At 73.9% G+C, this 20,440-nt stretch carries 15 protein-coding genes; 10 read left to right on the top strand and 5 right to left on the bottom strand.

Going from position 1 to position 20,440, the window contains the following annotated elements; translation table 11 throughout:
- The first annotated feature begins 52 nt into the window (after nucleotides 1-52).
- Genes ACFYNX_RS07425 through cutA form a run of 4 tightly spaced genes read left to right on the top strand, consistent with a single transcriptional unit; the run spans nucleotide 53 to nucleotide 5,084 of the window.
- The gene (locus tag ACFYNX_RS07425; protein WP_388658636.1) at nucleotides 53-676 is read left to right on the top strand and encodes an NADPH-dependent FMN reductase; all 624 of its coding nucleotides are present in this window, start codon (nucleotides 53-55) and stop codon (nucleotides 674-676) included.
- Nucleotides 677-688: 12 nt separating this feature from the next.
- Nucleotides 689-2,422, top strand: coding sequence for an ABC transporter ATP-binding protein (locus ACFYNX_RS07430; protein WP_388658639.1), 1,734 nt, complete (start codon nucleotides 689-691; stop codon nucleotides 2,420-2,422).
- The gene (locus ACFYNX_RS07435; protein WP_388658642.1) at nucleotides 2,419-4,365 is read left to right on the top strand and encodes an ABC transporter ATP-binding protein; all 1,947 of its coding nucleotides are present in this window, start codon (nucleotides 2,419-2,421) and stop codon (nucleotides 4,363-4,365) included. Before ACFYNX_RS07430 ends, ACFYNX_RS07435 begins: the two co-directional genes overlap by 4 nt.
- Nucleotides 4,362-5,084 carry a divalent cation tolerance protein CutA gene (cutA, locus tag ACFYNX_RS07440; RefSeq protein WP_388658644.1) on the top strand — a complete coding sequence of 241 codons (723 nt, stop codon included), beginning with the start codon at nucleotides 4,362-4,364 and terminating at the stop codon, nucleotides 5,082-5,084. Before ACFYNX_RS07435 ends, cutA begins: the two co-directional genes overlap by 4 nt.
- Before the next feature lie 38 nt (nucleotides 5,085-5,122).
- Here the strand turns inward: cutA and ACFYNX_RS07445 are convergent, their stop codons facing one another.
- From ACFYNX_RS07445 to ACFYNX_RS07455, 3 genes are all read right to left on the bottom strand, one after another.
- Entirely contained in the window at nucleotides 5,123-7,231 is a 2,109-nt protein-coding gene (locus ACFYNX_RS07445; protein ID WP_365538042.1) for a molybdopterin oxidoreductase family protein, read from the bottom strand.
- A 107-nt stretch (nucleotides 7,232-7,338) separates the two neighbouring features.
- On the bottom strand, nucleotides 7,339-8,025 hold the full coding sequence (locus tag ACFYNX_RS07450) for an ElyC/SanA/YdcF family protein (protein ID WP_365538039.1): 687 nt from the start codon (nucleotides 8,023-8,025) through the stop codon (nucleotides 7,339-7,341).
- A gap of 29 nt (nucleotides 8,026-8,054) precedes the next feature.
- A complete protein-coding gene (locus tag ACFYNX_RS07455) occupies nucleotides 8,055-8,777 on the bottom strand; it encodes an aquaporin (RefSeq protein WP_388658648.1) in 723 nt (240 codons plus the stop codon).
- Nucleotides 8,778-8,852: 75 nt separating this feature from the next.
- Between ACFYNX_RS07455 and ACFYNX_RS07460 the strand changes: the two genes are divergently transcribed.
- The 6 genes from ACFYNX_RS07460 (at nucleotide 8,853) to ACFYNX_RS07485 (ending at nucleotide 16,620) form a co-directional block, all read left to right on the top strand.
- Nucleotides 8,853-9,326, top strand: a complete 474-nt coding sequence (locus ACFYNX_RS07460; RefSeq protein WP_388658651.1) for a GNAT family N-acetyltransferase — start codon at nucleotides 8,853-8,855, stop codon at nucleotides 9,324-9,326.
- Between the two features lie 617 nt (nucleotides 9,327-9,943).
- Nucleotides 9,944-10,750: a sirohydrochlorin chelatase gene (locus tag ACFYNX_RS07465; RefSeq protein WP_388658654.1), complete on the top strand. Its 807-nt coding sequence runs from the start codon at nucleotides 9,944-9,946 to the stop codon at nucleotides 10,748-10,750.
- 36 nt (nucleotides 10,751-10,786) lie between these two features.
- Entirely contained in the window at nucleotides 10,787-12,142 is a 1,356-nt protein-coding gene (locus ACFYNX_RS07470; protein ID WP_365538029.1) for a deoxyguanosinetriphosphate triphosphohydrolase, read from the top strand.
- A gap of 127 nt (nucleotides 12,143-12,269) precedes the next feature.
- A complete protein-coding gene (locus ACFYNX_RS07475; protein WP_388658658.1) occupies nucleotides 12,270-13,529 on the top strand; it encodes an NAD(P)/FAD-dependent oxidoreductase in 1,260 nt (419 codons plus the stop codon).
- Between the two features lie 29 nt (nucleotides 13,530-13,558).
- Nucleotides 13,559-15,451, top strand: coding sequence for a DNA primase (gene dnaG / locus ACFYNX_RS07480; protein WP_388658661.1), 1,893 nt, complete (start codon nucleotides 13,559-13,561; stop codon nucleotides 15,449-15,451).
- 53 nt (nucleotides 15,452-15,504) lie between these two features.
- Complete coding sequence (locus ACFYNX_RS07485) at nucleotides 15,505-16,620, top strand: RNA polymerase sigma factor (protein ID WP_388658664.1); 1,116 nt, start codon at nucleotides 15,505-15,507, stop codon at nucleotides 16,618-16,620.
- A 50-nt stretch (nucleotides 16,621-16,670) separates the two neighbouring features.
- Here ACFYNX_RS07485 and ACFYNX_RS07490 read toward each other — a convergent pair whose 3' ends face one another.
- Together ACFYNX_RS07490 and ACFYNX_RS07495 are read right to left on the bottom strand one after the other, a co-directional pair.
- Nucleotides 16,671-18,599: an ABC transporter ATP-binding protein gene (locus ACFYNX_RS07490; RefSeq protein WP_388658667.1), complete on the bottom strand. Its 1,929-nt coding sequence runs from the start codon at nucleotides 18,597-18,599 to the stop codon at nucleotides 16,671-16,673.
- Nucleotides 18,599-20,332 (bottom strand): ABC transporter ATP-binding protein, encoded by a 1,734-nt coding sequence (locus ACFYNX_RS07495; protein WP_365538018.1) that lies wholly within the window; start codon nucleotides 20,330-20,332, stop codon nucleotides 18,599-18,601. Before ACFYNX_RS07495 ends, ACFYNX_RS07490 begins: the two co-directional genes overlap by 1 nt.
- Between the last annotated feature and the right edge of the window lie 108 nt (nucleotides 20,333-20,440).

The raw sequence follows: 20,440 nt of genomic DNA on the forward strand, positions 1-20,440 counted from the left end.
GCCCGGGGAACCGCTTGACCTCAACCAAACTCGAGGTACCACGATCATCCGCATGGACCTCACGAACTCCACGCAGCCCGCCGTTTCCCCCGCTCCCTCCGCCCCCCTCTCCCTCGCCCTCGTCGTCGCCAGCGACCGCGAAGGGCGCTTCGCCCCCGTCCTCGCCGACTGGTTCCTCTCCCGCCTCGCCGGGCGCGAGGACTTCGCCGTCACGGTCGTCGACCTCGCCGGGATCGAGCTCCCCACCTCCCTCTCGTACGACCCCTCCCCGGCCGTCCGCGCCGAACTCGCCGAGGTCACCCCGGCCCTCGAAGCCGCCGACGCCTTCGTCGTCCTCACCCCCGAGTACAACCACTCCTTCCCCGCCTCCCTCAAGAACCTGATCGACCGGCACTACACCGAGTGGCGGGCCAAGCCCGTCGGCTTCGTCTCCTACGGCGGGGTCTCCGGCGGCCTGCGGGCCGTCGAGCAGCTCCGCCAGGTCTTCGCCGAGCTGCACGCCGTCACCGTCCGGGACACCGTCTCCTTCCACCACCCCCACGGCCAGTTCGACGAGGACGGGCGGCACAAGGACCCGGCCGGCGCCGAGGGCGCGGCCAAGGTCCTCCTCGACCAGCTCGCCTGGTGGGGCCACGCGCTCAGGGACGCCAAGTCCGTCCGCCCGTACGGCGCGTGAGGAGGCGGCACCGTGCTGTTCCGGCTGATCCTCCCCCGCCTCCGGCCGTACCGGACCCTCCTCGTCCTCCTCGCCGCCCTCCAGCTCGTCCAGACCCTGTCCTCCCTCGCCCTGCCCGCCCTCAACGCCGGCGTCATCGACCGGGGCGTCCTGCGCGGGGACACCGGCCGGGTCCTCTCCGGCGGCGCCGCGATGGCCGCCGTGACCCTCCTCCAGGTCGCGGCGGCCGCCGCCGCCACCTACGTCGGCGCCCGCGTCGCCATGGGCGTCGCCCGCGACCTGCGCTCCGAGGTCTTCCGCCGCGTGCAGGAGTTCTCCGCCCGGGAGCGGGGCCGCTTCGGCGCCGCCTCCCTCGTCACCCGCACCACCAACGACGTCCAGCAGATCCAGACGTTCACCGTCCTCGTCCTGACGATGCTGGTCGCCGCCCCGCTCCTGTGCGCCGGCGGCATCGCCATGGCCCTGCGCCAGGACGTGCCGCTCGCCCTCGTCCTCGTCCTCTTCGTGCCCGTGATGACCGGGGCCGTCGGCACCGTCGTGCTGCGCCTGCGGCCCCTCTTCCGGGGCATGCAGCTCCGCGTCGACCGGGCCAACCGGATCCTGCGCGAACAGATCACCGGCGTCCGGGTCGTCCGCGCCTTCGTCCGCGACCGGCACGAGCGGGAACGGTTCGCCGCCGCCAACGACGAGCTGTTCGCCGTCGGCCTGCGGGCCGGCCGGTTACAGGCCCTCATGTTCCCCACGGTCCTGGTGGTCTGGGAGCTGACCACCGTCGCCCTGGTGTACGTCGGCGCCCACCGCATCGAAGCCGGCGCGCTCCAGCCCGGCGGGCTCGTCGCCTTCCTCGGCTACCTCCTCCAGACCTCCATGTCCGTGATGATGGCCCTCTTCCTCCTGATGCACATGCCGCGCGCCGAGGCCGGTGCCGAACGCGTCCGCGAGGTCCTCGCCACCCGCTCCTCCGTGCCCCCGCCCGAGCACCCGGTCCGCGAGCTCCACGGCCCCGGACGGCTCGAACTCGACGGCGTCGGCTTCCGCTACACCGGCGCGGAGGAACCCGTCCTGCACGGCGTCGGGCTCGTCGCCCGGCCCGGCGAGACCACCGCGATCGTCGGCTCCACCGGCAGCGGCAAGTCGACCCTCCTCGGGCTCGTGCCCCGCCTCTTCGACGCCACCGAGGGCCGGGTCCTCGTCGACGGCACCGACGTCCGCACCCTCGACCCCGCCCTCCTGGCCGGGACCGTCGGGTTCGTCCCCCAGAAGCCGTACCTCTTCTCGGGCACGATCGCCTCCAACCTCCGCTACGGGAAGCCCGACGCCACCGACGAGGAGCTGTGGCACGCCCTGGAGACCGCCCGGGCCGCCGACTTCGTCCGGGAGCTCGACGAGGGGCTCGACGCGCCCGTCTCCCAGGGCGGCGCCAACTTCTCCGGAGGCCAGCGCCAGCGGCTCGCCATCGCCCGCGTCCTCACCGCCCGGCCCCGCCTCTACCTCTTCGACGACTCCTTCTCCGCCCTCGACCCCGGGACCGACGCCCGACTGCGGGCCGCGCTCGCCGAGGAGACGGCCGGCTCCACCGTGGTGGTGGTCGCCCAGCGGATCTCCACCGTCCGCCACGCCGACCGGATCGTCGTCCTCGACCGGGGCCGGGTCGTCGCCACCGGCACCCACACGTCCCTCCTGCGGGACGACCCCACCTACCGGGAGATCGTCCTCTCCCAGCTCACCGAGGAGGAGGCCGCGTGAGCACGACCACGACGCCCCGCAGCTCCCAGGACCCTCAGGGCTCCCAGGCCCCCCAGGACTCCCGGGCCACGGCCCCCGGCCGCGACGGGCCCCGCGACCGGACCCCCACCGCCCCCGCCCGCACCGGCCCCCCGCCCCAGCGCGGCCCCGGCCTCGCCGTCCCCTCCCTCGAACGCTCCCTCTCCTTCCGCGCCTCCGGCCTGCGCCTCCTGCGCACCCTCGCCCCCGACCGCGCCCGGCTGCTCGCCCTCCTCGCCGCCGGAGCCGCCGGCGTCGCCCTCTCCGTCCTCGGCCCCCTCCTCCTCGGCCGCGCCACCGACCTCGTCGTCACCGGCGTCACCCGCCCCGCCGGGGTCGACTTCACCGCCGTCGGCCGGGTCCTCGCCCTCTCCGCCGCCGTCGTCCTCGGCTCGTCCGTCTTCATCTGGATCCAGCAGCGGATCGCCACCGCCGTCGTCCAGCGCGCCGGACACCGCCTGCGCGAGCAGGCCCAGCACAAGCTGGCCCGGCTGCCCCTCTCCCACCTCGACCGGCAGCCGCGCGGCGAGGTCCTCTCCCGCACCACCAACGACATCGACAACATCACCCAGACCCTCCAGCAGGCCTTCAGCCAGATGGTGCGCGCCCTGCTCACCCTGGTCGGCGTCCTCGCGGCGATGTTCTGGATCTCCCCGCTGCTCGCCCTCGTCGCCCTCGCCACCGTCCCCGTCTCCCTCGCCGTCGCCGCCTTCGTCGGGCGGCGCGCCCAGCCGCAGTTCGCGAAGCAGTGGGCGGTCACGGGCCGGCTCGGCGGCCACGTCGAGGAGATGGTCACCGGCCACACCGAGGTCGTCGTCTTCGGGCGGCGCGAGGAGGCCGTGCGCCGCTTCGACGAGCTGGGCGAGGAGCTGTACCGGGCGAGCTTCCGCGCCCAGTTCGTCTCCGGCTTCATCCAGCCCGCCCTGACCTTCGTCGGGAACCTGAACTACGTGGCCGTCGCCGTGGTCGGCGGACTCCGGGTGGCCACCGGCACCCTCACCGTCGGGGACGTGCAGGCCTTCGTCCAGTACGCGTACGAGTTCAACGGCCCCGTCACCCAGGTCGCCGCCATGGCCAACCTGCTCCAGTCCGGGGTGGCCTCCGCCGAGCGGGTCTTCGACCTCCTCGACGCCGAGGAGGAGAGCCCCGACCCGGCCGAGCCCCTGCGGCCCGAACCGCTGCGCGGCCGGGTCTCCTTCGAGGAGGTCTCCTTCCGCCACGACCCCGACCGGCCGCTGATCGAGGACCTCTCCCTGACCGTCGAGCCCGGCCGGACCGTCGCCGTCGTCGGCCCCACGGGCGCCGGCAAGACGACCCTGGTCAACCTGCTCATGCGCTTCCACGAGTCGACCGGCGGCCGGATCACCCTCGACGGCGTCGACACGGCCGCGATGACCCGGGAGGAGCTGCGCTCCGGCACCGGCATGGTCCTCCAGGACACCTGGCTCTTCGGCGGCACCATCGCCGAGAACATCGCCTACGGGGTCCCCGGCGAGGTCTCCCGGGAGCGGATCGTCGCGGCGGCGCGGGCCGCCCACGCCGACCGGTTCGTCCGCACCCTGCCCGACGGCTACGACACCGTCCTCGACGAGGACGGCGGCGGCCTCAGCGCCGGCGAGAAGCAGCTCGTCACCCTCGCCCGCGCCTTCCTCTCCGACCCGGTGATCCTCGTCCTCGACGAGGCCACCAGCTCGGTCGACACCCGCACCGAACTCCTCGTCCAGCGGGCCATGTCCTCGCTGCGCGCGGGCCGCACCAGCTTCGTCGTGGCCCACCGGCTCTCCACGATCCGCGACGCCGACACCATCCTGGTGATGGAGCGCGGCGCGATCGCCGAGCAGGGCACCCACGAGGAGCTGCTCGCCGCCGGAGGGGCCTACGCCCGGCTGCACGCGGCCCAGTTCGCCCGTACGGTGGAGACGTGATCGTCACCGTCCGCACCACCACCGACGCGTGCGCCAAGGCCGACGCCCTGGCGCGCGGCGCCGTCGAGGCCCGGCTCGCCGCCTGCGCGCAGGTCTCGGGGCCCCTCACCTCCGTCTACCACTGGCGGGGCGCGATCGAGAGCACCGAGGAGTGGCAGGTGGAGTTCAAGACCACCGAGGCACGCCACCCGGCCCTGGAGGCGCACCTCCTCGCCGCCCACGACTACGAGACGCCCGAGATCCTCGCGACCCGGGTCACCCGGGTGAGCGAGGGGTACGCCCGCTGGGTCGAGCGGGAGACCTCGCCGGACCCGGCGGTCGAGGGCCCGGTGGCCGCCGACGAGCTGCCGTTCTTCGTGTACGGGACGCTCCGCCCGGGGGCGTACAACCACGACCGGTTCCTCGCCGGCCGGATCGGTGCCGAGACGGACGCCGTCCTCGACGGCGCGGTCCTGCACGACGGGCCCGGCTATCCGTACGTCGTCCCGGCGGAGAAGGGCCGGGTGGTCGGCACCCTGCTCACGCCCGCGCCCGGCGCCTACGGCGAGCTGTTCGGCCTGCTCGACCGCCTCGAACTGCCCGTCGGCTACGAGCGGGTGGCGAAGGACGTCGTCCGGGTACGGGACGGGGCGCGGGTCCCGGCCTGGGTGTTCCTGGCGGCGCCGGACGCGCCCCTGGGCCCGGTGATCGAGAGCGGCGACTGGTTCGACCGCCCGTAGCGGCGTTCCCGGCGCGCCGCGCACGTTCGGGGCCGGCCTCAGGCGCGCTCCAGGCGCACCGCGCACACCTTGAACTCCGGCATGCGGGAGACCGGGTCGAGCGCCGGGTTCACCAGCGTGTTGGCCCGGCCCTCGCCCGCCCAGTGGAACGGCATGAAGACGGTGTCGGGCCGGATCGACGCGGTGATCCGGGCCGGCGCAACGGCCCGGCCGCGCCGCGAGACCACCGTGATCCGCTCGCCCTCGGCCACCCCGATCCGCTCGGCCAGCCTCGGGTGCAGCTCCACGAAGGGGCCGGGCGCCGCCGCGTTCAGCTCCTCGACCCGCCGGGTCTGCGCCCCCGACTGGTACTGGGACACCACCCGGCCCGTGGTCAGGACGACCGGGTACTCGGCGTCCGTCTCCTCGGCCGCCGCCCGGTGCGTCACCGCCACGAACCGGGCCCGCCCGTCGGCCGTCGCGAACCGGTCCAGGAACAGCCGGGGCGTCCCCGGGTGCGGAGCGGCGCCCTCCGGGGTCGCGGGGCACGGCCAGAACACGCCCTGCTCCTCCTCGACGCGCCGGTAGTCGATGCCCGCGTAGTCGGCGGGTCCGCCGGCCGAGGCGCGCCGCAGCTCCTCGAAGACCTCCTCGGGGTCGACGGGGAAGCCCTTCTCGATCCCGCTGCCGTCCCCGAGGAGCTCCGCGAGTCCGTGCAGCACCTCCAGGTCGCCGCGCACCCCGGCGGGCGGGTCGAGCGCCCGGCGGCGCAGCAGCACGCGCCCCTCCAGACTGGTCAGGGTGCCGGTCTCCTCCGCCCACTGGGTGACGGGCAGCACGACGTCGGCGAGCGCGGCGGTCTCGGAGAGCACCACGTCCGCGACGGCGAGGAAGCCGAGCGACCGCAGCCGCTCCTCGACGTGCGCGGCGCGCGGGGCGGAGACCACCGGGTTGGAGCCCATGAGGAGCAGGGCCTTCACGTCCCCGCCGAGCGCGTCGAGGAGCTCGTACGCGCTCCGCCCCGGCCCCGGCAGCGACTCGGGCGCGACGCCCCACACCCCGGCCACGTGCGCGCGTGCGGCCGGGTCGTCGAGCTTGCGGTAGCCGGGCAACTGGTCGGCCTTCTGGCCGTGTTCGCGGCCGCCCTGGCCGTTGCCCTGGCCGGTGAGGCAGCCGTACCCGCTCAGCGGCCTGCCCGCCCGGCCGGTGGCCAGGCACAGGTTGATCCAGGCGCCGACGGTGTCGGTGCCCTTGGACTGCTGCTCGGGGCCGCGCGCGGTCAGCACCATGCCGCCGTCGGCGTCGCAGAACATCGCGACCGCCTCGCGCAGCAGCGGCACGGGCACCCCGGTGATCCGCTCGACCTGCTCGGGCCAGTGGGACATGGCCCCGGCGCGGGCGGCCTCCCAGCCGGTGGTCCGCTCCCGTACGAACTCCTCGTCCACCCGTCCCTCGGCGACCACGAGGTGCAGCAGGCCGAGGGCGAGCGCGAGGTCGGTGCCGGGGCGCGGGGCCAGGTGCAGGTCGGCCTGCTCGGCGGTGCGGGTGCGGCGCGGGTCGACGACGATCAGCCTTCCGCCGTTCTCCCTCAGCTCGGTGAGGTACCGCAGGGCGGGCGGCATGGTCTCGGCGAGGTTGGAGCCGACGAGGATCACGCACCCGGTCCGCGGGACGTCCTCCAGGGGGAAGGGGAGCCCCCGGTCGAGGCCGAAGGCCCGCTGGTGCGCGGCGGCCGCCGACGACATGCAGAAGCGCCCGTTGTAGTCGATCTGCGAGGTGCCGAGGACGACCCGGGCGAACTTCCCCAGGGAGTACGCCTTCTCGTTGGTCAGGCCGCCGCCGCCGAAGACCCCCACGGCATCGGGGCCGTGGTCGGCGCGGGTCCGGCGCAGCCCGTCGGCGACGGCGGCGAGCGCCTCCTCCCAGGACGCGGGCACCAGGGCGCCCGTGTCGGGGCGGCGGACCAGGGGCCCGGTGAGCCGGACCCGGGAGGAGAGCACGGAGGGGGCGGTGCGGCCCTTGCCGCACAGGGCGCCCCGGTTCACGGGGAAGCCGGTCCGCTCGACCACCTCGGCGGGCAGCCCGGGGTCGCCGGTGGGGCGCAGCGACATCCCGCACTGGAGGGCGCAGTAGGGGCAGTGGGTGGGGACGGCGGTGGCGTCGGACATGCGGTCAGGGTGGGACGGGCGTGTTACGCGGGGCGGCGCGGCGCATTACGGGCGCGGTGCCATGCCCTCCGCCGGGCGGGCGGCGGAGGGTGAGGGGCCGTCCGGCCTCACCGCGCGCGGGGCGACGCCAGCGCCTCGGTGACGCCCTTCTCCTCCGGGCCGAGGAAGCGGGGATCGGGCCGCAGGCCGGCGTCGAGGGCTGCCTTGCCCGCCGCGAGGACCTCCCGGGTGGTGCCGTAGTACCAGGTACGGTCGTGGGGTTCGGCGACCCCGACCCCGTACGCGTCGACGCCCGCCCGGCCGCACAGCGCGACGGCCCGCTTGACGTGGAAGTCCTGCGTGACGAGGACGGCCCGGTCGACGCCGAAGACCTTCCTGGCCCGGACGCAGGAGTCCCAGGTGTCGAAGCCCGCGTAGTCGCTGACGATCCGTCCGTCCGGCACCCCGCGCCCGGTGAGGTACGCGCGCATGGCGCTGGGCTCGTCGTACGCGGTCCGGCTGTTGTCGCCCGTGACGAGGAGGACCCGCACCTTGCCCGTGCGGTACAGCTCGGCGGCGGTGTCGAGCCGGTGCGCGAGGTACGGGGTGGGGCGGCCCTTCCACAGTCCGGCGCCGAAGACGACGGCGACGTCCCGGGCGGGCACGTCGGCGGTGGTGCGGAGCTTCCCGGCGGCGGCCGTGTGCATCCAGGCGGCGGGCAGGAGCGCGAGGACGGCGGCCGCCATCACGGCCTGGACGGCGCGGCGGCGGGCCCTGACGGTGCGGGGGAGCCACCGGGTGAACCGTGCCGGCATGCGGGAACCTCCGGGGGAGCGGTCTGCTGTCACCCCGTCCGACGCGCCTCGGCCGCGTTCGGTTCACCGGACGCCCCGTCTGTTCCGTAGAGCACACCGGCCAGGACCAGGCCGCCCAGCATCCCGAGGAGCTGCGCGGCGGCGAAGGCGGGCACCGAGGCGGGGGCGATCCCGGTGAAGGAGTCGGAGAGGGAACGGCCGACGGTGGCCGCCGGATTGGCGAAGGAGCCGGAGGAGGTGAACCAGATCGCCGCGCCGATGTAGCCGGCCACGGCGACCGGGGCGAGGGCGGGGCGGCCGATGTGCCGCAGGCCCTGCACGACCAGGACGAGCCCGGCGGTGGCGACGGCCTCGCCGAGCAGCAGGTGGAGCGCGGCGCGCGGCTCGGTGGCCCAGGCGCCGGGCGTCCGGCCGAACATCGCCTCGGCGAGCAGGGCGCCCGCGACGGCCCCCGCGAGCTGGGCGCCGATGTAGGCGAGGGCCTCGCGCCCGCCGCGCTCGGGGCGCCGGGACCACCACTCGGAGAGCGTCACGACGGGGTTGAAGTGGGCGCCGGAGAGCGGGCCGATGAGGGCGATGAGCAGCCCGAGGCCGAGCGCGGAGGCGGAGGCGTTGGCGAGCAGCCGGACGCCGGTGTCCTGGCTGAGGGAGTCGGCGCGGATGCCGGAGCCGACGACGACGGCGACGAGGGCGGCGGTGCCGATGAACTCGGCGGCGGCGCGCCGGGGGAGCGGCGCGGGGGACATTCTCATGGTGGAAAAGATATTCCGTGATTCGGAACGAAAAAAGAGGGGAGGGGAGGCGGCGGGCTCCGTACGATCCGGATCATGAAGGACACGAAGATCGACGACCTCGTCGTCCGCCGCGCGGCCGGCTCCGACGCCGGGGCGGCAGCCGAGGTCTGGCTGCGCTCCTACGCGGCGGCGCTCCCGGACGTGCGCCGGGCGCACACGGACGACGAGGTCAGGGCCTGGTTCCGGGAGCTGCTCGTCCCCCACCGGGAGACCTGGGTGGCGACGGCCGGGGGCTCGGCCGTCGCCGTGATGGTCCTGGACGGCGAGGAGCTCGACCAGCTCTACGTCGACCCGCCGTGGCGCGGCCGGGGCGTCGGCGACCGGCTCGTGCACCTGGCCAAGCGGCGCAGCCCGGCCGGCCTGGAGCTCTGGACGTTCCAGGTCAACGCCCCGGCGCGGCGCTTCTACGAACGGCACGGCTTCGTCGCCGCCGAGCACACCGACGGCTCGCGCAACGAGGAGCGCGAACCGGACGTCCGGTACGCGTGGCGCCCGGAAGCGACCTGACAGGGCGCGCACGGCGACGGTGAGGCCGTGGAAAACAGCCGTGCCCCCGGCCGCAACGGACCGGCAACGTGCCACCGCCAGGATCGGTCCATGACGGAGCCGGACAGCACGTTCGACACCACCGCCGAGCTGCTCGGCAGAATCACCGAGCACCTCGGAAACCGTCTCGGCGAGGTACACCCGTACGGCAACCGCTGCGCGGGGGGCCGCCTGCCGGGGGCGCTGCCGCCGGAGGTACGGCCGCCCTCGCCCGACACCGGCCCGCCGGGGCCCCGGACGCCGGGAGCACGGACACCGTCGTCCGTCACCGGCCTGCCGGAGGCACGGACGTCTCCACCCGGCATCCGCCCGCCGGGAGTACGGACGCCAGGGGCCCGGACACCGTCGTCCGGCACCCGCCCACCGGAGGTACGGACACCGTCGTCCGGCACCCGCCCACCGGAGGCACGGCCGTTCCCCTCCGGCACCGGTCCGCCGGAGGCGCGGACGCCTTCACCCCGCCCCCACCCGCCGGAGGCGCCGACGCCCCCGCCCCGTGGCCGCCCGCCGGAGGAGTCCGGCCGGGTGCGTCCGTACGGCCTCCCGCAGGGGAAGTCCGACGAGGAGGTACACCCGCCATGCACCACCGCACCGCCCCCGCGCACCACCGCACCGCCCCCGCCCGCCGGCCGGCGGCCCTCGTCGCCGTCGGGCACGGCAGCCGCGACCCCCGCGCCCGCGCCACCCTCCTCCGGCTCCTCGACCGGGTCCGCGCGCTCCGTCCCGGGCTCGACGTGCGCCTCGCCCACATCGAGCTGAACGCCCCCCTCCTCGACGAGACCCTCGCCGACCTCGCCGCCGAGGGGAGGGAGGCGGTCCTCGTCCCCCTCCTCTTCGCCCCCGGCCACCACGTCACCCACGACCTGCCCGCCGCCGTCGCCGCCGTATCCGGTCTCCGGGCCCGCGTCGCCGCGCCCCTCGGCGCCCACCCCCTCCTCGCCGAGGCCCTCGCAGGCCGCCTCGCCGAAGCGGGCTGGAGCCCCGACGGACACCCCGACGCCCACGACCCGCGCACCACCGGCGTCGTCCTCGCCGCCGCCGGCTCCCGCGACCCCCGGTCCGGCGCCGAGACCCGCCGCATCGCCGCCCTCCTCGGCGAGCGCCTCGGCGGCGTGCCCGTCGTCCCCGCGTACGCCTCCGCCGCCGCGCCCACCGTCCCCGAGGCCGTCGCCGCCCTCGCCGCCCGGGGCCGCCACCGGATCGCGGTCGCCTCCTGCTTCACCGCCCCCGGCCTCTTCGCCGCCCGCGCCGCCGCCCACACCCCCTGGATCGCCGCCGCACCGCTCGGCGCCCACCCGGCCCTCGCCCGCCTGGTCCTCCACCGCCACGACCGCGCGCTCGCCGCCTCCGCCGCCCTCCACGGGCGGGAACTCGCCGTCGTCTGAGCGCTTCTGTCGGCCCCTCCGGTTACCTTCGGGGACATGGAAGGCATCAAGGACACCAAGGACAGCACCGACACCCCCGAGATCCCCGGATACGACCCCGCCGCGACCGAGCGCTGGGACCCCGAGCCCGACAAGCAGCCGGGCCGCACCGCCTTCCAGCGCGACCGCGCCCGCGTGCTGCACTCCGCCGCGCTCCGCCGCCTCGCCGGCAAGACCCAGGTCGTCACCCCCGGCACCAGGAGCCACGCCTGGGACGCCAGCCCCCGCACCCGGCTCACCCACTCCCTGGAGTGCGCCCAGGTCGGCCGCGAGCTCGGCGCCGCCCTCGGCTGCGACCCCGACCTCGTCGAGGCCGCCTGCCTCTCCCACGACATGGGCCACCCGCCCTTCGGGCACAACGGCGAACAGGCGCTCAACGACGTCGCCAAGGACTGCGGCGGCTTCGAGGGCAACGCCCAGTCGCTCCGCCTCCTCACCCGCATCGAGCCCAAGCGCTTCGTCAAGGACGCCGACGGCGAACTCGTCAGCGTCGGCCTCAACCTCACCCGCGCCGCCCTCGACGCCGCCACCAAGTACCCCTGGGGACGCGGCGGCCACCCCCAGGACCCCGGCTCGCCCAAGTTCGGCGTCTACGAGGACGACCTGCCCGTCTTCGAGTGGGTCCGGCGGGGCGCCCCCGCCCACCGCAAGTGCTTCGAGGCCCAGGTCATGGACTGGTCCGACGACGTGGCCTACTCGGTCCACGACTTCGAGGACGGCCTGCACGCAGGGCACATCGACCCCAACCTCCTCCTCGCCGAGCCCGAGCGCGCCGACATCTGGCAGGTCGCCATCGGCCGCTACGTACCCGAGGACACCGACCCGCAGGAGCTGGCCGAGGCCCTGGACCGGCTCGTCGACCAGGAGTGGTGGCCGCACGGCTACGACGGCTCGGCCGTCGCCCAGGCCCGCCTCAAGGACGCCACCAGCCAGCTCATCGGCCGCTTCTGCCTCGCCGCCGAGGGCGCCACCCGGCAGGCATGGGGGCACCGCCCAGGCCGTTCAGGCACTGGGGGAGGCTCGGGCCGCCTCACCCGCTACGCCGCCGAGCTCGTCGTCCCCCGCTCCACGCGCAACGAGTGCGCCGTCCTCAAGGCCGTCGCCGACCGGTACGTGATGCAGCGCGCCGAGCAGGAGGCCCTCCGCGCCGACCAGCGGATCGTCGTCGCCGAACTCGCCGAGGCGCTCGTCGCCCGCGCCCCCGACGGCCTCGAACCGCAGTTCCGCGCCGCGTACGACAAGGCCCCCGACGACCGGGCCCGCAAGCGCGTGGTCGTCGACCAGATCGCCTCCCTCACCGACGCCTCCGCCCGCGCCCTCCACGCCCGCTTCCACCAGCCGCGGGTGCGGTGAGGGACCGTACGGCCCTCTTCCGCCGTCCCCCTCCGTGCGGGACGCTCGCATGCGGCCCCGGGGCGGTACGGCCCGAAGAACGCCCGGGGGCGTAGGTTGGAACCGGTCGCAACGAGGAGGAAACGACGTGGTCGACGCAGATCAGACCTTTGTCATCGTCGGCGGGGGCCTGGCAGGGGCCAAGGCGGCGGAGACCCTGCGCGCCGAAGGGTTCAACGGCCGGGTGATCCTCATCGGAGACGAACGCGACCACCCCTACGAGCGCCCACCCCTCTCCAAGGGCTACCTCACCGGCGCGAAGGAGCGCGACAGCACCCTCGTCCACGAACCCGCCTGGTACGCGGCGAACGACGTCGAGCTGCACCTCGGACAGGCCGTCACCGCGATCGACCGCGAGGCCCGCACGGTCCGCCTCGGCGACGGCACCGTCATCCGCTACGACAAGCTGCTCCTGGCCACCGGCTCCGAGCCCCGCCGCCTCGACGTCCCCGGCACCGACCTCACCGGCGTCCACCACCTGCGCCGGCTCGCCCACGCCGACCGGCTCCGCCAGGTCCTCGCCGGACTCGGCCGGGACAACGGACACCTGGTGATCGCCGGCGGCGGCTGGATCGGCCTGGAGGCCGCCGCCGCCGCCCGTGGCTACGGCGCCGAGGTCACCGTCGTCGAGGCCGACCCCACCCCGCTCCACCGGGTCCTCGGCCCCGAGCTCGGCCAGCTCTTCGCCGACCTCCACAGCGACCACGGCGTCCGCTTCCACTTCGGCGCCCGGCTCACCGAGATCGTCGGCCAGGACGGCCTGGTCCTCGCCGTCCGCACCGACGACGGCGAGGAGCACCCGGCGCACGCCGTCCTCGCCGCGATCGGCGCCGCCCCCCGCACCGCCCTCGCCGAGAACTCCGGGCTCGCCCTCGTCGACCGGGCCGACGGCGGCGGCGTCGCCGTCGACGAGTCCCTGCGCACCTCCGACCCCGACATCTTCGCCGCCGGGGACGTGGCCGCCGCCCACCACCCGCTCCTGCGCACCCGGCTGCGCGTCGAGCACTGGGCCAACGCCCTCGACGGCGGCCCCGCCGCCGCCCGCGCCATGCTCGGCAAGCCCGTCTCGTACGACCGCGTGCCCTACTTCTTCACCGACCAGTACGACCTGGGCATGGAGTACTCGGGCTGGGCGCCCCCCGGCTCGTACGACCAGGTCGTGGTCCGCGGCGACACCGGCAAGCGCGAGTTCATCGCCTTCTGGCTCAAGGAAGGCCGCGTCCTCGCCGGGATGAACGTGAACGTGTGGGACGTCACAGAGCCGATCCGGAACCTCGTCCGCTCCCGGATGCCGGTGGACCCCGAGGCCCTCGCGGACCCCTCCGTACCCCTGGACGGGCTGATCTGATCACCCCCGCCTCCCCGTAGACTTCACGCGTGGCAGGCAGGATCAACGACGACGACGTGAAGGCGGTGCGGGACGCCGTCCCGATCGACGCCGTCGTGTCCGAATACCTCCAGTTGCGCAACGCGGGCGGCGGGAACCTCAAGGGGCTCTGCCCCTTCCACGACGAGAAGTCGCCCTCCTTCCAGGTCAGCCCGAGCAAGGGACTCTTCCACTGCTTCGGCTGCCAGGAGGGCGGCGACACCATCGCCTTCGTGATGAAGATCGACCACCTCTCCTTCTCGGAGACGGTCGAGCGCCTCGCCGCCAAGGCGGGCATCACGCTGCGGTACGAGGAGGGCGGCTACAACCCCGGCCACCAGCGCGGCGAGCGCATCCGCCTGATCGAGGCCCACCAGGCCGCCGCCCGCTACTACGCCGAACAGCTCGGCTCCGCCGAGGCCGAGATCGGCCGGAAGTTCCTCGCCGAGCGCGGCTTCGACCAGGCCGCCGCCGAGCACTTCGGCGTCGGCTACTCCCCGGCAGGCTGGGACCACCTCACCCGCTTCCTGCGCGGCAAGGGCTTCTCCGACAAGGAGCTGATCCTCTCCGGACTCTCCCAGGACGGCCGCCGCGGCCCCATCGACCGCTTCCGCGGCCGGCTCATGTGGCCGATCAAGGACGTCGGCGGCGAGATCGTCGGCTTCGGCGCGCGCAAGCTCCGCGACGACGACAACGGACCCAAGTACCTCAACACCCCCGAGACCCCGGTCTACAAGAAGTCCCAGGTCCTCTACGGCATCGACCTCGCCAAGAAGGAGATCGCCAAGAGCAGCCGGGCCGTCGTCGTCGAGGGCTACACCGACGTCATGGCCTGCCACCTCGCCGGGGTCACCACCGCCATCGCCACCTGCGGCACCGCCTTCGGCGGCGACCACGTCAAGATCCTCCGCCGCCTCCTCATGGACAACGGCTCGGCCCGCGTCATCTTCACCTTCGACGGCGACGCCGCCGGCCAGAAGGCCGCCCTGCGCGCCTTCGAGGACGACCAGAAGTTCGCCGCCGAGACGTACATCGCGGTCGCCCCCGAGGGCATGGACCCCTGTGACCTGCGGCTCGCCAAGGGCGACGAGGCCGTCGCCGACCTGGTCGAACCCCGCACCCCGCTCTTCGAGTTCGCCCTCCGCCAGATCGTGCGGCGCTACGACCTGGAGACCCCGGCGGGCCGGGCCGCCGCCCTGGACGAGGCCGCCCCGATCGTCGCCAAGCTCAAGAACCTGGCCGTGCGGCACGGCGTCGCCGTCCAACTCGCGGGCATGCTCGGGATCATGGACGAGCGGTTCGTCGTGCACCGGGTCAGCCAGATCGCCCACTGGCAGCGCGACCGCGGCGGCCGGGGCCGTACGGACGACCACCGGCCGCGCCGCGAGACGCCCGCGATCCAGGCCCCCGTGGCCCCGCCGGGCCCCGCGCTCAACCTGCGCAGCCCCGCCCACCGCACCGAGCGCGAACTCCTCAAGCTCGCCCTCCAGCGGCCCGAACTGGTCTCCCCGGCCTTCGACGCCTACGGCGTCGACGAGTTCACCGCCCCGCCCTACGCGGCCGTGCGCCAGTGCGTCCAGGACGCCGGCGGCGCCACCGGCGCCCCCGCCGACTACCTCGACGCCGTCCGCGCGGCCGCCCCGAACGACACGGTCCGCGCCCTCGTCACCGAACTCGCCGTCGAGACGATCTTCGCCAAGACGGTCGACGAGGCCTACGCGGGCGACCAGCTCGTCACCGTCCGCCTGCGCGCCGTCGACCGCCGCATCCGCGACGTCCAGGGCACCCTGGCCCGCCTCGGCCCGAACGGCGACCCGGAGAAGGTCGCGGCCGTGCAGAACGAGCTGTGGGTGCTCACCCAGTACGGGCAGTCCCTGCGGAACAACGGCGCCGCCGCGCTCTGACGCACGGTCACCCGGCGGACTCAAAAAGTCACCGCACGCCCCTCGTGGCGGCGATGTGTCGTACCCCACACTGGACGACGGTGCCGTTCCGCTCCTCCTGGAGGTCGCCCGCCGTGCAGACCCAGACCGTGCCGCAGGACCAGCAGGACCAGCAGGACCAGCAGGACCAGCAGGACCGGGCGGAGGCCGTCGAGGAGGTGGAGGAGCCCGCGGTCCCGGTCCCGGCCCCGCGCGGCCGCCCGGACCCCGGCGGCAACGGCCCCTCCTCCGACCTCTTCCGCCAGTACCTGCGCGAGATCGGCCGCATCCCCCTCCTCACCGCCGAGGAGGAGGTCGAACTGGCCCGCCGCGTCGAGGCCGGCCTCTTCGCCGAGGAGAAACTGGCCGGCACCCCGGACCTGGACACCCGCCTCGCCGGCGACCTGGACCGCCTCGTCGTCCTCGGCAGGATCGCGAAGCGCAGGCTCATCGAGGCCAACCTCCGCCTCGTCGTCTCCGTCGCCAAGCGGTACGTGGGCCGGGGCCTGACCATGCTCGACCTCGTCCAGGAGGGCAACCTCGGCCTCATCCGGGCCGTCGAGAAGTTCGACTACGCGCGCGGCTACAAGTTCTCCACGTACGCCACCTGGTGGATCCGCCAGGCCATGTCCCGCGCCCTCGCCGACCAGGCCCGCACCATCCGCGTCCCCGTCCACGTCGTCGAACTCATCAACCGGGTCATCCGCGTCCAGCGCCGCATGCTCCAGGAACGCGGCTACGAGCCCACCGCCGAAGAGGTCGCCGCCCACCTGGACCTGCCCCCCGAGCGCATCGGGGAGGTCCTCCGCCTCGCCCAGGAACCGGTCTCCCTGCACACCCCCGTCGGCGAGGAGGAGGACGTCGCCCTCGGCGACCTCATCGAGGACGGCGACGCCGCCTCCCCGGTCGAGTCCGCCGCCTTCCTCCTCCTGCGCCGCCACCTGGAGGACGTCCTCTCCACCCTGGGCGAACGCGAACGCAAGGTCGTCCAGCTCCGCTACGGCCTCGACGACGGCCGCCCCCGCACCCTGGAGGAGATCGGGCAGCTCTTCGGCGTCACCCGCGAACGCATCCGCCAGATCGAGTCCAAGACCCTCAACAAACTCCGCGACCACGCCTACGCGGACCAGCTCAGGGGGTACCTGGACTGAGACCGGCCCGCGGCCCGCACCGCCCGTGGAGCGGTACGGGCCGTCCGCCGTCACTCGACCTCGACGACCGCCTGCGCGAACTGCGCCGCGTACAGGCGGGAGTACGCCCCGCCCGACGCCAGCAGCTCCTCGTGCGTGCCCTGCTCGACGATCGAGCCGTTCTCCATCACCAGGATCACGTCCGCGTCCCGGATCGTGGAGAGCCGGTGGGCGATCACGAACGAGGTGCGGCCGTGGGCGAGGCGGGCCATCGCCTTCTGGATCAGGACCTCGGTGCGGGTGTCGACCGAGCTGGTGGCCTCGTCCAGGACGAGGATCACCGGGTCGGAGAGGAACGCGCGCGCGATGGTGATGAGCTGCTTCTCGCCCGCGCTCACCCCCGCCCCCTCGTCGTCGAGGACCGTGTCGTACCCGTCGGGCAGGGTCCGGACGAACCGGTCGGCGTGCGCGGCCCGCGCCGCCTCCTCGATCTCCTCCCGGGTCACCGGACGCGTCGCGCCGTACGCGATGTTGTCCGCGATCGTCCCGCCGAAGAGCCAGGTGTCCTGGAGGACCATCCCGATCCCGCTCCGCAGTCGCTCGCGGGACGTCTTCGCGATGTCCACCCCGTCCAGGGTGATCCGGCCGCCCGTCACCTCGTAGAACCGCATCAGCAGGTTGACCAGGGTCGTCTTGCCCGCGCCCGTCGGACCGACGATCGCGACGGTCTGGCCCGGCTCCACCGTCAGGGACAGGTCCTCGATGAGCGGCTTGTCCTCCTCGTAGCGGAAGGAGACGTGCTCCAGGGCGACCCGGCCCTCGGACTCCAGGGGCCTCTCGCCCGTCGGGGCGTCCGGCTCCTGCTCCTCCGCGTCGAGCAGCTCGAAGACCCGCTCGGCCGAGGCCACGCCCGACTGCACCAGGTTCGCCATCGACGCCACCTGCGTCAGCGGCATCGAGAACTGGCGCGAGTACTGGATGAAGGCCTGCACGTCGCCGATGGAGAGCGTGCCGCTCGCCACCCGCAGACCGCCGACCACGGCCACCAGGACGTAGTTGATGTTCGACACGAAGAACATCACCGGCTGCATCACGCCGGAGTTGAACTGCGCCTTGAACCCGGCCTCGTACAGCGCCTCGTTCTGCTCGCGGAAGTCCCGCGCGGACTCCTCCTGCCGCCCGAAGACCTTCACCAGGGCGTGCCCGGTGTACATCTCCTCGATGTGCGCGTTGAGCGTGCCCGTGGACTTCCACTGCTGCACGAAGTGCGGCTGCGAGCGCTTGCCGATCCGCGCCGCCACGAACACCGACACCGGCACCGTCACCAGCGCCACCAGGGCGAGCAGCGGCGAGATCCAGAACATCATCGCCAGGACGCCCACGATCGTGAGCAGCGAGTTGACGAGCTGGCCCATCGACTGCTGGAGCGTCTGCGAGATGTTGTCGATGTCGTTGGTCGCCCGGGACAGCACCTCGCCGCGCTTGGCCCTGTCGAAGTACGACAGCGGCAGCCGCGCCAGCTTCGTCTGGACGTCCTCCCGCATCCGGTAGACCGTCCGGTTGATCACCTTGATCGACAGCCGGGTGGAGACCAGCATCAGCAGGCCCGCCGCCACGTACACCGCGAGGACCAGGAGCAGCACCCCGCCCACGGCCGAGAAGTCGATCCCCTGCCCCGGGGTGAAGTCGACCCCCGACAGCATGTCCGCCATGCCGTCCTGCCCCCCGGCGCGCAGTCGCTCCAGGGTCTCCGCCTTCGTCGTGCCCGGGTCCGTCTGCCGTCCGATCACACCGGCGAAGATCAGGTCCGTCGCCCGGCCCAGGATCTTCGGCCCGACCACGGAGGCCGCCACCGAGAGCACGCCGGCGACCAGCATCACCCAGAGCGTCCCGCGCTCCGGCGCGAGCTGCCTCAGCAGCCGCCTGCCCGAGCCCTTGAAGTCCATCGACCGCTGGTCGGGGCCGCCACCGGCCATCATGCGTCCGCCAGGACCGGCCATCAGGCTGCCTCCGCCTCGGTGAGCTGGGAGAGCACGATCTCCCGGTACGTCCCGTTGTCCGCCATCAGCTCGTGGTGCCGCCCGGTGCCCACGACCCGGCCCTCGTCGAGGACCACGATCCGGTCGGCGTCCCGGATGGTCGACACCCGCTGGGCGACGATCACCACGGTCGAGTCGGCCGTCTCCTCGGCGAGCGCGGCCCGCAGCAGGGCGTCCGTCTCGTAGTCGAGCGCGGAGAACGAGTCGTCGAACAGGTAGATCTCCGGCCGCTGCACGAGCGTCCGCGCGATGGCGAGCCGCTGCCGCTGCCCGCCGGAGACGTTGGTGCCGCCCTGCGCGATCGGCGCGTTCAGACCGTGCTCCAGCTTCCGTACGAAGTCGGCGGCCTGGGCGACCTCCAGGGCGTGCCACAGCTCCTCGTCGGTCGCGTCGGGCTTCCCGTACCGCAGGTTCGTCGCCACCGTCCCCGAGAAGAGGTACGGCTTCTGGGGCACGAGTCCGACGGTCCTGGCCATGAGGGCGGGGGCGAGGGCGCGGACGTCCACGCCGTCCACGAGGACCTCGCCGCCGGTCGCGTCGAAGAGCCGGGGCACGAGCCCGAGCAGGGTCGACTTGCCGCTGCCCGTCGAACCGATGATCGCGGTGGTCTCGCCGGGCCGGGCGACGAGCCCGACGTCCTTGAGGACCGGCTCCTCCGCGCCCGGGTAGCGGAACTCCGCGCTCCTGACCTCCAGGTGCCCGCGCCGGTCGAGCGCCGTCACCGGGTCGGCCGGCGGCACCACGCTGGAGTCGGTCGCGAGGACCTCCTCGATGCGCTCGGCGCAGACCTCGGCGCGCGGCACCATCATGAACATGAAGGTGGCCATCATGACGGCCATCACGATCTGCATCAGATAGGCGAGGAAGGCGGTCAGCGCGCCGATCTCCATGTCGCCGCCGTCGATGCGGTGCGCGCCGAACCAGACCACGGCCACGCTGGACACGTTCACGACCGTCATCACCGTCGGGAACATCAGCGCCATCAGCCGGCCGGTCGCCATCGACACGTCGGTCAGCTCGCCGTTGGCCCCCCGGAAGCGCTCCTCCTCGTACCCGTCCTTCACGAAGGCCCGGATGACCCGGTTGCCGGTGATCTGCTCGCGCAGCACCCGGTTCACCGTGTCGAGGCGCGTCTGCATGGTCCGGAAGAGCGGCCGCATCCGCCGCACGATCAGCGACACGGAGACGCCGAGCACCGGCACCACCGCGAGCAGCACGCCCGAGAGCGGCACGTCCTGGCCGAGCGCCATCACGATGCCGCCGACGCACATGATGGGCGCGGAGACCATCAGCGTGAACGCCATGAGGACCAGCGTCTGGACCTGCTGCACGTCGTTGGTCGTGCGGGTGATCAGCGAGGGCGCGCCGAAGTGCCCCAGCTCCCGGGCGGAGAAGGACTGCACCCGGTCGAAGACGGCGCCGCGCACGTCCCGGCCGAGGGCGGACGCGGTCCGCGCGCCGTAGTACACGGCCCCGACGTTGCAGACGACCTGCACGACGGAGACGCCGACCATCAGGGCGCCGAACCGGAGGATGTAGCCGGTGTCCCCGTGCACGACGCCGTTGTCGATGATGTCGGCGTTCAAGGTCGGCAGGTAGAGGCTCGCGCAGGTCTGCAGGAACTGGAGCAGCACGAGCAGCGCGATGGGTTTTCGATACGGCCGTAGGTGGGTCCGGAGAAGTCTTATGAGCACGGGACTTACTATCGCCCGCGGCCCCGGGCCGTTACGACCGGTTTCCGGGGCGGTGGAAACCCTGGGGAAGTCTTTACGAAGGGACCCGGGAGGGTCCCTCACGCGCCC

It is taken from the genome of Streptomyces sp. NPDC007872 (assembly GCF_042868165.1).
Lineage (GTDB): Bacteria > Actinomycetota > Actinomycetes > Streptomycetales > Streptomycetaceae > Streptomyces.